Genomic DNA, 13,666 nt, shown 5'->3' with positions numbered 1-13,666 from the left:
TCACTATGTTGTTACAGGATCCGCACGCGCAGCGAGCGACCTTTGATCTTGCCGTCATTCAAACGCTGCAACGCCTGCTTGGCGATGCCGCGTTCCACGGCCACGAAGGCCTGGAAGTCAAAGATCGCGATCTTGCCGACCTGGGCACCCGGAATGCCGGCTTCACCGGTCAATGCACCGAGGATGTCGCCTGGGCGAACCTTGTCTTTACGCCCGGCGGCGATGCACAGGGTGCTCATCTGCGGCAACAATGGGCCACCGCTTTGCGGCTTGAGGTTGTCCAGTTGGTCCCAGTTCAGCGGCGACTTCTGCAGTTGCTCGATGGCCTGGGCGCGGTGGGCTTCGGACGGCGCCACCAGGCTGATGGCGATGCCGGTCTCACCGGCACGGCCGGTACGGCCTACACGGTGGATGTGAATTTCCGAGTCGCGGGCCAGTTCGACGTTGATCACCATGTCCAGGGCGTCGATGTCCAGGCCTCGGGCGGCGACGTCGGTGGCCACCAGCACCGAGGTGCTGCGGTTGGCAAACATCGCCAGTACCTGGTCACGGTCGCGCTGTTCCAGGTCACCATGCAGGCCAACGGCGGAAATGCCTTTGGAGGTCAGGTGGTCGACGGTTTCCTGCACTTGCTGCTTGGTAAAGCAGAACGCCACGCAGGAGGCCGGGCGGAAGTGCGCCAGCACCTTGGTCACGGCGTCCATGCGCTCTTCCGGGGAGATCTCGTAGAAGCGTTGTTCGATCTGGTCGTCGGAGTGGAACGCTTCGGCTTTCACTTGCTGAGGCGCACGCATGAACTTGGAGGCCAGTTGCTTGATGCTCACCGGGTAAGTGGCCGAGAACAGCAGGGTCTGGCGGCGCGGTGGGGTCTTGCTGATGATGTCTTCGATGGCGTCGTAGAAGCCCATGTCGAGCATGCGGTCGGCTTCGTCGAGGATCAGGGTGTTCAAGCCGTCCAGCACCAGCGAACCTTTACGCAGGTGCTGCTGGATGCGGCCCGGGGTACCGACGATGACGTGGGCGCCGTGCTCCAGGGAGGCAATCTGTGGGCCGAGGGACACGCCGCCGCACAGGGTCAGTACCTTGATGTTGTCTTCGGCACGGGCCAGGCGACGGATTTCCTTGGCGACCTGGTCGGCCAGTTCGCGGGTCGGGCACATCACCAGCGCCTGGCACCCGAAGTAGCGCGGGTTGATCGGGTTCAGCAGGCCGATGCCGAATGCGGCAGTCTTGCCGCTGCCGGTCTTGGCCTGGGCAATGAGGTCCAGCCCTTTGAGGATCACCGGCAAGCTTTGCGCCTGGATCTGCGTCATCTCGACGTAACCCAGCGAGTCGAGGTTAGCCAGCATGGCGGCGGACAGGGGCAAAGTATTAAAAGCGGTGGCGATGGTAGTCACGGGACTGGCTCTGCAAAACAAAATGTCGCGCAGTGTAACAGGCCCCCTTGGGTTTCTTTGTATGTTCTCGACGAGGAGTAGGGGGGCGCGGCAAGTTATCAGCTGCAAGCCGCAAGCTTGAGGCTTACAACTTGAAGCTTGCAGCTGCTTCAATGCTCGATATCGTGCTCGCGGCTGACCACCCGTTTGCCGTCCTTGGGCGACAGCTGCAGGAAGATCGCCGCCGCCAGCATCGCCATGAGGCCCACTGTGAGGAAGGTCAGTTGGAAGGCGCCCAGCACGGTATTGACCCCGTCATTGCCGGCTTCGGCGGTAAAGCCGCCGAGCAATGCACCGGCACAGGCCACGCCCAGGCTCAGGGACAACTGCGCCACTACCGACAGCAAGCTGTTGCCGCTGCTGGCCTGGGCGTCGTCGAGGTCGATCAGGGTGACGGTGTTCATGGCGGTAAATTGCAGGGAGTTGATGGCCCCCAGTACCGCCAGCATGGCCAACAGCAGCGGGTAGGGCGTTTGTTCGCTGACCAGGCCCATGCTCGCCAGCATCAGGCCCAGGGCCAGGGTGTTGCCGGTCAGGACGATGCGGTAGCCGAGGCGCTCGATAAGCGGGCGTGCGATGGACTTGGCGAACATCGCCGCCGCCGCCAGTGGCAACATGCTCATGCCGGCTTCCGACGGCGAATAGCCCAGCGCCACCTGCAGCAGCAGCGGTACCAGGAACGGCAATGCGCCGCTGCCCAGGCGCGCAAACAGATTGCCCAGAATCCCCACGGCAAAGGTGCGCGTCTTGAACAGCACCGGCGAGAACAGCGGGTTATCGATATGCCCGGCGCGCAGCCAGTACGCCGCCAGGCAGGCGAACCCGCCGAACAGCAGCAATATCACGCGCAGATGCGGCAGGTGCAGTTCGCCCAGGCCTTCCATGGCGATGGTGATCAGCACCATCGCCGCGCCGAACAGCAGAAAGCCCAGGCCGTCGAAGCGCGTGCGCTCGCTGCCGCGCAGGTCGGGGATGAATTTCCACACGGCGTAGCAGCCGATCATGCCCACCGGCAGGTTGATCAGGAAGATCCAGTGCCAGGTCAGGTATTGCACCATCCAGCCGCCCATTGTCGGGCCAAGCAAGGGGCCAAGCAGGCCGGGAATGGTGATGAAGCCCATGATCCGCACCAACTCGGAGCGCGGATAAGCCCGCAGTACCACCAGCCGTCCGACCGGCAGCATCAGCGCACCGCCCAGGCCCTGGATCACCCGTGCGCCCACCAGCATGCTCAAGCTACTGGACAGCGCACACAGCAGCGACCCGATGCTGAACAGCATGATCGCACCAAAGAAAATCTTCTTGGTGCCAAAGCGGTCAGCGATCCAGCCCGACGCCGGAATCAGCAAGGCAACGGTGAGCATGTAGGCGATCACCACGCCTTGCATGCGCAGCGGGTTTTCCGCGAGGTCCTGCGCCATGGCTGGCAGCGCGGTGTTGAGAATCGTCCCGTCCAGCGACTGCATGAAGAAGGCAATCGCTACCACCCAGGGGAGCCAGCGGGCGGTCTTGGCATCGAGAGGGGCACGATTCGGCATGGGATCCCTTTTAATTAGCAGGCTATGTGTTGGCGATTATGCGCCATCCGTCGCCGCTTTTCCCACTGGCGGTTCGTCTATATCTGACAATGTCACCTGCTCGCCCACCAGGAAATCCAGCAACGCCCGATGCACTGCCAGCGCGGCTTCGCGGGACTCCAGGTCCAGCAGATGGCCGGTGTGTTCGGCCACCGCAAAGCTGCTGCGGCCTACGTAGTGTTTGAACAGTTGGGCTTCGTCGGCCGGCGTGTATTCGTCCAGCGCGCCGTTGAGAAAGTGCACCGGTGTTTCAATCTGCCGCAGTGCCGGCAAGTAGTTGCCATCGCCCAAGCCCAGCACCTGATGGATATGAAAGCGCGCCTGGCGGTATTCGGTGGTGGCCATGGTCGACAGGTGTCGATGGTTATTGCGCTTGAGGCGCGGCGACAGGTATTTGCCAACCGTTTCGTTGAGCAGATGGCCGACCGCCGACTTGTCATCGGCCTCGATCAGCACACGCACGCGCTCGACATATTCCAGCATCGCCTGGTTGAGGTTGGGCGCCAGGGCCATCACCACCGAGCTTTCGATGGAGGGCGGGTTGTGCGCCAGGGTCAACAGCGTGGAGATGCCGCCCCATGAGGCCGAAACCAGATGGTTGACCGCAAAGCGCGCTACCAAGGCACGCAGGATTTGCACCTCGTCGTCCTTGGTGACCAGGTCGAGTTCGGTGTTGTGCTCGCGTGACAAGCCAGAGAATGGCAAGTCGAACAGCAGCACATTGAAGTGCTCGGCCAGGCATTTGCTGGTGCGGGCAAAGGAGCGTGTGGTGGACAACGCGCCATTGACCATCAGTACGGTTTTTCTATGCGGGTCGTTACCCAGTTGCTCTACGTGAACGTTGTAGTGCTTGTACAGTTTTTCTATGACGAAACTTCCATGGTTCATGTCAACGCTCCAGCTTGCCTTTCCCGGGCAAGGTTATGCTCTCGTGGGCAGGGGTGGCGAGAAGCCATTAACCGTTATAACGAGGAATAAGCAGAGCGACAACATGCCGAACGGCCAAAGTAGGCGGGATAGAAGTTTCGTCGCAGCGCAGGTTATTGAACTGTAGGAGCGAGCTTGCTCGCGAAAAACGACAACGATAACGCAGCGCTGACAGCCAGCCCGCGGTGTCTGTACGTTCTTCGCGAGCAAGCTCGCTCCTACAGTTTATAAAGTCAGCGTCAAACGGTTTACCAAAGCGCCTGGCAACAGGTTGGAAGCGGTGTTGCGCTGGTCATAGGTACTGGCCGACAACAGCAGCTCCCGATCAGCGGTCAGCGCTTCCAATTGCGAACCGAGCAACTGATAGACACTGTCATCAAAGCGCATGGTGCTGACCGGCGCCTTGATCTCGCCGTTTTCCACCCAGAAGGTCGCAAAGCGCGTCATACCGGTCAGGCGCGCTGCCGGCAGGTCGGAGTAGTTCAGGTACCAGAGGTTGCTGATATACAGACCGGTGCCCAACTGCTTGAGAATATCGGCCTGGGCCAGGCTGCCGGCCGCCATTTGCAGGGCGCTGGGCGACTCGTCGCTGCTGGCGCCGTTGGTGCTCAAGCCGTATTCGGCGGCGCTGCGCGAGTTGACCAACTGGCCCTCGGCCTTGCCTGCGTTGATCAGGGTGACATCCTTGCGCGGGTAGCCTTCAGTGGAAAACGCCTGGCTCAGGGAGCCGCTGATCTGCTCATCCACCGTCACCAGCGGGCTCAATGACTGATCACCCGCGTACAGGCGTTGCAACGAACTGCCTTTGCTCGCGATGGCCTGGGCCGAAAAACCACCCCAGGTGATGATGCTGATGATTTCTTCCAGCGCTGCCGGCGCCAGGTAGGCGCGGTACTGGCCGGGCGCCAGGGTGTGGAGCGGGCGACCGAGAAACGCCAGTTGCTCACGGGCCTGTTGGAAACGGGCGGCGAATTCGGCGCTGTTCCAGGTGTGCCCGGCGTAGCTGGCTTTTACCGCTTCGCCATTGGCGTGGAACAGGCTGAAGTCGAAATTGAAGCTGTTAGCCCGGTGCCAGCCGAACGCCCCCGATGAGCTGGCGAAACCACGGCTGATCGGGCCGGCGGCGTAGAAGCCAACCAGGTCCACGCCATCGGCGGCCTGGCTGATGTCGTCCAGCACTTGGGCCAGTTCCGGCAGCGGGCGCAGCTGTTCGTTATGGCTGTGCCAGGCGTCGGGGTTCAGCAGCAGGTACGGGTCAGGCGGCAACAGCGGCAAGGTTTCGCGCAATTGTTGCAGGCCATTCGCCAGGCGTTGACGATCCAGCTGCGCCTCGCCCGACAGGGTGATACCCAGATCGGCGTGGCGCCCATCGTTGATCAGCTTGAGGTTCAGGCTGGCCTGCTGTACCTGGCCGGCCTGGCGTACCTGCGCATGGTTGAAGCGCACGAACTCGGACGCCTCATCCGCGTAGCCGAGGTGAAATTGTTCTTGATCGGTGACCGCCTGCTTGAGCCAATCCACCAGAGCCTTGAAGTGGTTCATCAGGCATCTCCCCCAAATACATCGACATTGCTGAATACACAGGCCGGCGACGCATGGCCGACACGGATCACCTGGTTGGGTTCGCCCTTGCCGCAGTTCGGCGTGCCCAAGACCTTGAAGGTGCTGGCGTCGCCTACCGCGCTGAGCTTGCGCCAGAACTGCGCGGAAATCGCCCGGTAGTTGGGGTTCTTCACCACGCCCTTGAGTTCGCCGTTTTCGATCAACTGGCCCCACTCGCAGCCGAACTGGAACTTGTTGCGCGCATCGTCGATGGACCACGAACGGTTGGTCGACATCAGGATGCCGCTCTCAATGCCGCCCACCAATTGCGCGAGGCTTTTATCCCCAGGCTCGATATTCAGGTTGGCCATGCGGTCGATGGGGGCACGGTTCCAGCTGCAGGCGCGGCTGTTGGCGACGCCTGGCAGGTTGGCGCGAAATTGCGATAAGGCCCCGCCCAAGGGCTTGAGCAGCAGGCCTTCGCGAATCAGAAATTGCTTGCTGGCAGGCGTGCCGTCGTCGTCATGAGCGTAGCTGGCAAGCTGTTCGGGGATGTCCGGGTCGAAGGTGACGTTGAGCAGCGGTGAGCCATATTGCAGGTGGCCGAAGTCGCTGGCTTTCACAAAACTGGTGCCGGCGTAATTGCGCTCGTCACCAAGGATGCGATCCAGCTCCAGCGGATGGCCGATCGACTCGTGGATCTGCAGGATCATTTGGTCGGGCATCAGCAGCAGGTCACGCGGGCCGTGGGGCGTATTCGGTGCGAGCAGCAATTGCAGGGCTTCGTCGGCCACCTTGCGGGCGGCGCCCACCAGGCCAAAACGCTGGATCACCCCGGCACTGCCTTGCTGGCCGAAGTTGGTACCGCCCAGGGTACGGGTCTGGCTGTCGTTGCCGTCGAAGGCGGTCACACTCAGGCCCGGAAAGACAAAGCGCTGGGCCTGACGCAATTGCGCGCCGGCGCTGTTGAGATAGATCTGTTCAACCCGCGTGGTCCCCAGGCTGACCTCCCAGCTCGCCAGGCGCTCATCCTTGGGCACGGCGGCGGACTCATCGCCGAGCAATTGGTAGCAGTCGCTCAGGGATGGGAAGGGCTGGTCGAGGTCGGGCGACAGGTAGTCGGCGACGTCGCTGGACATTGGCTGCTGGTGCAGGTCGAGCAGGGCGTGAGGCTTGATCAACCGGGCTTGCTGTTCAGCGCGCTCAAGGGCGGCTTGCAGGCCGGCAAGGGAAATGTCGTTGGTCGCGGCGTAGGCTTCCACGCCGTTGAGACGCACGGTAAGCATGGCGCCTTCGTCATGGCCCAGGTGAGGCGGCTCGGCGACGTTCTTGCGTACTGACAGGTACTGACCGGATTCGCGCACGTAGCGCAGGGAGAAAAATTCGGCGGTGGTGCGCAGGGCACCGAAGTGTTTCTTGAGCGTGGCGTGGTGTTCGAACATGGGGCCTTCCTTGTGGGCGGCTCGGCGCGGGCAGGCGAACAGAGTAGGCCTGGGCGGGGAGCTGATCAAGGGAGGTTTTGTTGTGTGATCGTTCCCACGCTCTGCGTGGGAATGCCACCCTGGACGCTCTGCGTCCGCTCTTGAAGGGCGTGACGCAGAGCATCACAGGATGCGTTCCCACGCGGAGCGTGGGAACGATCAATCACTGGGGTGTTTCGGTTACTGCGCCAATGGCCCTACTTCACGCATAGGCTTGCCACGCACCGGCGCATCGCCTGCTACGTAGTAGTCAGCGGTGCTGCGCGGCAGTGGCTTGCGGCCACGGATCTTGTCGGCGATTTTCTCGGCGATCATGATCGTTGGCGCGTTCAGGTTGCCGGTGGTGATGATCGGCATGATCGAGGCATCGACCACACGCAAGCCCTGCATGCCATGCACGCGGCCTTCGCCATCGACTACGGCCATCTCGTCGGTGCCCATCTTGCACGAGCAGGACGGGTGGAACGCGGTCTCGGCGTGCTCGCGGATGAACTTGTCCAACTGCTCATCGGTTTGCACTTCAATGCCGGGGCTGATTTCGCGGCCACGGTACGGGTCCAGTGCCGGCTGCTGCATGATTTCACGGGTCAGGCGGATGCCATCGCGGAACTCCTGCCAGTCCTGCTCGGTGGCCATGTAGTTGAAGAGGATGCTCGGGTAGTCCCGTGGGTTCTTCGACTTCAGCTGGATACGGCCACGGCTTGGCGAACGCATGGACCCCATGTGCGCCTGGAAACCGTGCTCTTTCACACCGTTGCTGCCGTTGTAGTTAATCGCCACCGGCAGGAAGTGGTACTGGATGTTTGGCCACTCGAACTCTTCACGGGTACGGATAAAACCGCCCGCTTCGAACTGGTTGCTGGCGCCGATGCCGGTGCCGTTGAACAGCCATTCGGCACCAATTGCCGGCTGGTTGTACCAGAGCAGCGAGGGGTACAGCGACACTGGCTGGGTGCACGCGTATTGCAGGTACAGCTCAAGGTGGTCCTGCAGGTTTTCACCCACGCCAGGCAGGTCGTGGACCACCGGGATGTCGAGGCTTTCCAGCAGTTTGGCCGGGCCGACACCGGAGCGTTGCAGCAGTTGCGGCGAAGCGATTGCGCCACTGCACACCAGCACTTCTTTGCGCGCACGGGCTTCAACGCGCTCTTCGGCGGCGCCGATCAGGTAACGCACGCCCACTGCACGCTTGCCTTCGAACAGTACTTTGTCGGTGAGGGCATGGGTGACGATGGTCAGGGTCGAACGCTTTTTAGCCGTGTCCAGGTAACCGCGTGCGGTGCTGGCGCGACGGCCGTTCGGCGTGACGGTACGGTCCATCGGGCCGAAGCCTTCTTGCTGGTAGCCGTTCAAGTCTTCGGTACGTGGGTAACCGGCCTGTACGCCGGCTTCAACCATGGCGTGGAACAGCGGGTTGTTGCCCGCTTTCGGCGTGGTCACGCTGACCGGGCCGTCACCACCGTGCCAATCGTTGGGGCCGATGTCGCGGGTTTCGGCTTTGCGGAAATACGGCAGGCAGTCCAGGTAGGTCCAGTCTTCCAGGCCCGGCAGCTTCGACCAGTTGTCGTAGTCCATGGCGTTGCCGCGGATGTAGCACATGCCGTTGATCAGGGAAGAACCACCCAGGCCCTTGCCGCGCCCGCATTCCATCCGGCGGCCGTCCATGTGTGGCTCTGGATCGGTTTCGTAGGCCCAGTTGTAGCGGCGGCCTTGCAGCGGGAAAGCCAGGGCGGCTGGCATCTGGGTGCGGAAGTCGAGGCGGTAGTCCGGGCCACCGGCCTCCAGCAGCAAAACAGTGACGCCTTCGTCTTCGGTCAGACGGGTCGCCAGGGTGTTACCGGCAGAGCCGGCACCCACAATGATGTAATCGTATTCTTGGGACATGAATGTACCCTCGTAAAATGGGTTCAGGCTGCTTTTGTGGCGAGGGAGCTTGCTCCCGTTCGACTGCGCAGCAGTCGCAAAATCAGCGCTCGAGTTCTGTCTGAAAGAACTACTGGGTCTGGAATGGGGCTGCTTCGCAGCCCAGCGGGAGCAAGCTCCCTCGCCACAGAGGAGCATTCCAGGCCCATAAGGTGTTAGAACACCGAGGCGTAATCGCCCAACTCAACCTGTACCGATTTGATACGCGTGAAGTTGTTCAGCGAGCTGATCCCGTTCTCACGGCCCACACCCGACTGCTTGTAGCCGCCAACCGGCATCTTCGCGTCGGACTCGCCCCAGGCGTTGATCCAGCAGATACCGGCTTCCAACTGATGAATCACGCGGTGGGCGCGGTTCAGGTCCTTGGTCACCAGGCCAGCGGCCAGGCCGAAGTCGGTGTCGTTGGCGCGGCGGATCACTTCTTCTTCGGTTTCGTAGGTGAGGATGCTCATCACCGGGCCGAAGATTTCTTCACGCACGATCACCATGTCATCGGTGCAGTCGGTGAACACGGTCGGGGCCACGAAGGCGCCTTTGGCGAAGTCACCCTCGGTCAGGCGGTCGCCGCCGCACAGCAGGCGGGCGCCTTGCTCTTTGCCTTTGGCGATGTAGCCCAGCACGCTTTCCATGTGGGCGAAGCTGACCAGCGGGCCGAAGTTGGTGTTTTCGTCTTCCGGGTTGCCGATGCGAATACGCGCCACACGCTCGACGATCTTGGCTTCGAACGCGGCTTGCAGGTGCTTGGGCACGAACACGCGGGTGCCGTTGGTGCAGACCTGACCGGAGCTGTAGAAGTTGGCCATCATGGCGGTGTCGGCGGCGCGGTCGAGGTCGGCGTCGTCGAAAATGATCAGCGGGGACTTGCCGCCCAGCTCCATGGTCACGTCCTTGAGCGAGGAGCTCGACGCGCTGGCCATGACTTTCTTGCCGGTGTCGGTGCCGCCGGTGAAGGAGACTTTCTCAATGCGCGGGTGCTCGGTCAGCCAGGTGCCGACTTCACGGCCGCTGCCGGTCAGTACGTTGAACACGCCCGCTGGAACGCCAGCCTCGGTGTAGATCTCGGCCAGTTTCAGGGTGGTCAGCGAGGTGACTTCGCTTGGCTTGAAGATCATCGCGTTACCGGCAGCCAGGGCCGGTGCGGATTTCCACAGGGCGATCTGGATCGGGTAGTTCCACGCGCCGATACCGGCAACCACGCCCAGCGGCTCGCGGCGGGTGTAGACAAACGAGGTGTCGCGCAGTGGGATCTGCTCGCCTTCGATGGCAGGTACCAGGCCGGCGTAGTATTCCAGCACGTCAGCGCCGGTGACGATGTCGACGTACTTGGTTTCGGAGAAGGCTTTACCGGTGTCCAGGGTTTCCAGGGCGGCCAGTTCATCGTTGCGCTCGCGCAGGATGTCCACGGCACGGCGCAGGATGCGCGAACGCTCCATGGCGGTCATGGCGGCCCAGATTTTCTGGCCTTTTTCAGCGCTGACCACGGCACGTTCAACGTCGTCTTTGGTGGCGCGTTGCACTTGGGCGAGAACTTCACCGTTAGCCGGGTTGATGGCTTCGAAGGTGGCATCGCTGCCAGCGTCGCTGTAGCCGCCGTCAATGTAGAGTTTTTGCAGGTCGAAACGGGCCATAAAGTCCTCGCAAGTGCATAAGTGGTTGGCGTTACCCGCCGAACAGTGGGCCATGGGGGTGTGGCAACACTGAGCGGCGGACGTTCAGGGGTTGAGCATTTATAAGGGCTCTAACTCACCTGCTTGGCCAATTGGAAATCCATGTATTCGTAAGCGATCCGTTGCGCCTGCTCCGTGTCGAAAGCGTCTCCCGACAGGGCGCCGCGCAACCACAAACCGTCGATCAAAGCCGCCAGCCCGCGGGCTGCGCTGCGTGCCTCGGGTAACGGCATCGCACGGCGGAACTGGCAACACAGGTTGGAATACAGACGGTGATCGTTGATCCGCTGCAACCTGTGCAATGACGGGTGGTGCATGCTGGTGGCCCAGAAGGCCAGCCAGGTTTTCATTGCCGGGCCGTTGACCTGGCTGGCGTCGAAGTTGCCTTCGATGATCACCTGAAGGTGCGCCCGTGGGCTGTCATCCTTCAAGGCACGCCTGCGCTCTTGCACGTTCTCGATCAGCGCATTCATCAGGTAGCGCATCGTCGCTGCGATCAGGCCGTTCTTGTCCTGAAAGTAGTGGCTGATGATGCCGTTCGAGACGCCGGCCAGACGGGCGATCAGCGCAATGCTGGCATCTCCCATCCCGACCCGATCGATGGCCGTCAACGTGGCTTCGATCAACTGCTGGCGGCGTATGGGTTGCATACCGACCTTGGGCATGTAGCACCTCTCCTTAGGCCTGCCGATGGGCGATCCACGTCCGTCGGCTTGAGGGCCAGTCTATTTTGTTTTGATTGAACGTTCAATCAACAAAGAATAAGATCTGCGACAAATGGTCGCTGCCTACAGATGTTTCCTACCTGCGAGCTGCAACCTTCGACACCTGCAAAAACCCTTGAAACAGGCCACTTCAGAGCCTGATCACCGCTTAGGCGGGCTCAAGAATTTTGGGGTGTCTTTATAACACCCGTCCGTCGACTGCCGAAAAATCGATGTCCCGGGATAACCGTTGCCTTGTGTTTCTCTCTCGCACTGCCTGGAGCATCTGCGCCATGAGTTCTGCCTCTCTTATAAAGACCCCACCGGAAAAGGTCCGGGTCAACGGTTGGGTGTTCTACACCTCCACCGCGCTGATTTTATTGTTGACCGCCATTCTGATCGTCGCCCCGCAGGAGGCCGGGCGCCTGCTCGGTGTCGCACAGGCCTGGCTGTCGAAAAGCTTTGGCTGGTACTACATGGTGGTCATCGCTGCCTACCTGGTGTTTGTGGTCGGCTTGGCGTTTTCGTCCTATGGGAAACTTAAGCTGGGTGCGAAGGACGATACCCCAGACTTCAGCTACGGTGCCTGGGCCGGCATGTTGTTCTCGTCGGGGATCGGCATCTCGCTGTTGTATTTCGGTGCGTCCGAGCCGTTGGACCATTACTTCAACCCGCCCGAAGGCGCTGCCGCCAGCAATGGCGCGGCACGCCAGGCGCTGCAGCTGACCTTCCTGCACTGGGGCCTGCACGGCTGGGCGATCTATGCGCTGGTCGGCCTGGCCGTGGCGTACTTTGCGTACCGCCACAACCAACCGCTGGCCCTGCGTTCGGCGCTGTACCCGCTGGTGGGCGAGCGTTGGGTGAAGGGCGCGGCTGGCCATGCGGTAGACGGTTTCGGCATGTTCGTGACCCTGCTGGGCCTGGTGACCAACCTGGGGATCGGCTCGATGCAAGTGTCGTCGGGGCTGGAAAACCTGTTCGGCATGGAGCACAGCAATACCAATTTGCTGATCGTGATCATCGTGATGAGCACCGTGGCGACCATTGCCGCCGTGTCGGGTGTGGAAAACGGTATTCGCCGCCTGTCCAACCTCAACATCGTGCTGTTCAGCGGTTTGCTGATCTTCGTGCTGTTGTTCGGCCCTACCTTGCACCTGCTCAATGGCCTGGTGCAGAACACCGGTGATTACCTCAACGGTATCGTGCTGAAAACCTTCGACCTGTATGTGTACGAAGGCGACGGTGCCAAGACCGAACGCTGGATGGGTCTGTGGACTCTGTTCTACTGGGCTTGGTGGATTTCCTGGGCGCCATTTGTGGGCATGTTCATCGCGCGTATTTCCCGTGGTCGCACCGTGCGCGAACTGGTGGCTGGCGTATTGCTGATCCCGCTGGGCTTTACCCTGGCGTGGCTGTCGATCTTCGGCAACTCGGCCCTGGACCTGGTGCTGAACCACGGGGCGGTGGAGTTGGGCAAGACGGCGCTGGAGCAACCGTCCATGGCCATCTACCAACTGCTTGAGCATTACCCAGCGTCGAAAGTGGTGATCGGCGTGTCGATCTTCGTGGGCTTCGTGCTGTTCCTGACGCCTGCGGATTCCGGCGCGGTGATGATGGCCAACCTTTCCTGCAAAGGCGGCAATGTGGATGAGGATGCGCCGCACTGGTTGCGTATCTTCTGGTCGGCGGTGATCACCCTGGTGACCATCGGTCTGCTGTTTGCCGGCAACTTCGAAGCCATGCAAACCATGGTGGTGCTGGCGGGGCTGCCGTTCTCGGTGGTGCTGGTGTTCTTTATGTTCGGTTTGCACAAGGCCATGCGCCAGGACGTGGCCACCGAACAGGAGCAGGCGCAATTGGCTGAACGCGGGCGTCGTGGTTTCAGCGAGCGCTTGACGGCGCTGGACCTGCAACCGAGCCAGGCCACCGTGCAGCGCTTTATGGACAAGCACGTAACGCCGGCGTTGGAAGAAGCCGCGAGTGCGTTGCGTGATCAGGGCCTGGAAGTGCAGACCCTGCTGGGCAAATCCAAGCGCTGCATCGGCGTGCGGATCGAGATGGACGAGGGCAACCCGTTTGTCTACGAAGTGAGCCTGGATGGCTACTCGGCGGCACCGGCTGACCTGCCTGAAGAAGAGCGCACCCGTTACTACCGTGCCGAGGTGTACCTGCACAACGGGCCGCAGGAGTATGACCTGATGGGCTTCACCCAGGAGCAGATCACCCGGGATGTGCTCGATCAGTTTGAAAGCCATCGGCAGCTCCTTGGCCGGGTCTATAGCTGATAGTTGAAGCCTGGTGGTGTCTTCCCTGACATGATCGTTCCCACGCTCTGCGTGGGAACACCGCCATGGACGCTCCGCGTCCCGCTCTTGAAGTCGTGACGCGGAGCGTCACAGGGTGCATTCC

At 61.5% G+C, this 13,666-nt stretch carries 9 protein-coding genes; 1 reads left to right on the top strand and 8 read right to left on the bottom strand.

Features of this window, described 5'->3' with window-relative positions:
• Positions 1 to 11 precede the first annotated feature (11 nt).
• The 8 genes from dbpA to betI all read right to left on the bottom strand — a co-directional run bounded on the left by dbpA (position 12) and on the right by betI (position 11,218).
• Positions 12 to 1,349 carry an ATP-dependent RNA helicase DbpA gene (gene dbpA, locus JFT58_RS00710; protein WP_229999345.1) on the bottom strand — a complete coding sequence of 446 codons (1,338 nt, stop codon included), beginning with the start codon at positions 1,347 to 1,349 and terminating at the stop codon, positions 12 to 14.
• A gap of 197 nt (positions 1,350 to 1,546) precedes the next feature.
• On the bottom strand, positions 1,547 to 2,974 hold the full coding sequence (mdtD, locus tag JFT58_RS00705; RefSeq protein ID WP_034128900.1) for a multidrug transporter subunit MdtD: 1,428 nt from the start codon (positions 2,972 to 2,974) through the stop codon (positions 1,547 to 1,549).
• Positions 2,975 to 3,010: 36 nt separating this feature from the next.
• Positions 3,011 to 3,901: an alpha/beta fold hydrolase gene (locus JFT58_RS00700; RefSeq protein WP_054898184.1), complete on the bottom strand. Its 891-nt coding sequence runs from the start codon at positions 3,899 to 3,901 to the stop codon at positions 3,011 to 3,013.
• 264 nt (positions 3,902 to 4,165) lie between these two features.
• Positions 4,166 to 5,482, bottom strand: coding sequence for a TldD/PmbA family protein (locus tag JFT58_RS00695; protein WP_054898185.1), 1,317 nt, complete (start codon positions 5,480 to 5,482; stop codon positions 4,166 to 4,168).
• Complete coding sequence (locus JFT58_RS00690; RefSeq protein ID WP_054898186.1) at positions 5,482 to 6,924, bottom strand: TldD/PmbA family protein; 1,443 nt, start codon at positions 6,922 to 6,924, stop codon at positions 5,482 to 5,484. Before JFT58_RS00690 ends, JFT58_RS00695 begins: the two co-directional genes overlap by 1 nt.
• A 219-nt stretch (positions 6,925 to 7,143) precedes the next feature.
• Positions 7,144 to 8,847, bottom strand: a complete 1,704-nt coding sequence (betA, locus tag JFT58_RS00685) for a choline dehydrogenase (protein ID WP_054898187.1) — start codon at positions 8,845 to 8,847, stop codon at positions 7,144 to 7,146.
• 194 nt (positions 8,848 to 9,041) lie between these two features.
• Entirely contained in the window at positions 9,042 to 10,514 is a 1,473-nt protein-coding gene (gene betB, locus JFT58_RS00680; protein ID WP_014720261.1) for a betaine-aldehyde dehydrogenase, read from the bottom strand.
• A 110-nt stretch (positions 10,515 to 10,624) separates the two neighbouring features.
• Entirely contained in the window at positions 10,625 to 11,218 is a 594-nt protein-coding gene (betI, locus tag JFT58_RS00675) for a transcriptional regulator BetI (protein WP_054898188.1), read from the bottom strand.
• 389 nt (positions 11,219 to 11,607) lie between these two features.
• On the opposite strand from betI, the gene JFT58_RS00670 reads away from it, so the two are divergent.
• Entirely contained in the window at positions 11,608 to 13,542 is a 1,935-nt protein-coding gene (locus tag JFT58_RS00670; protein ID WP_229999343.1) for a BCCT family transporter, read from the top strand.
• Positions 13,543 to 13,666: the final 124 nt, after the last annotated feature.

The organism is Pseudomonas sp. MF6767 (assembly GCF_016405475.1).
GTDB classification, from domain to species: Bacteria; Pseudomonadota; Gammaproteobacteria; order Pseudomonadales; family Pseudomonadaceae; genus Aquipseudomonas; species Aquipseudomonas paracarnis.
Note: the sequence above shows the minus strand (reverse complement) of the source record. Positions and strands in the feature narration are given on the sequence as shown.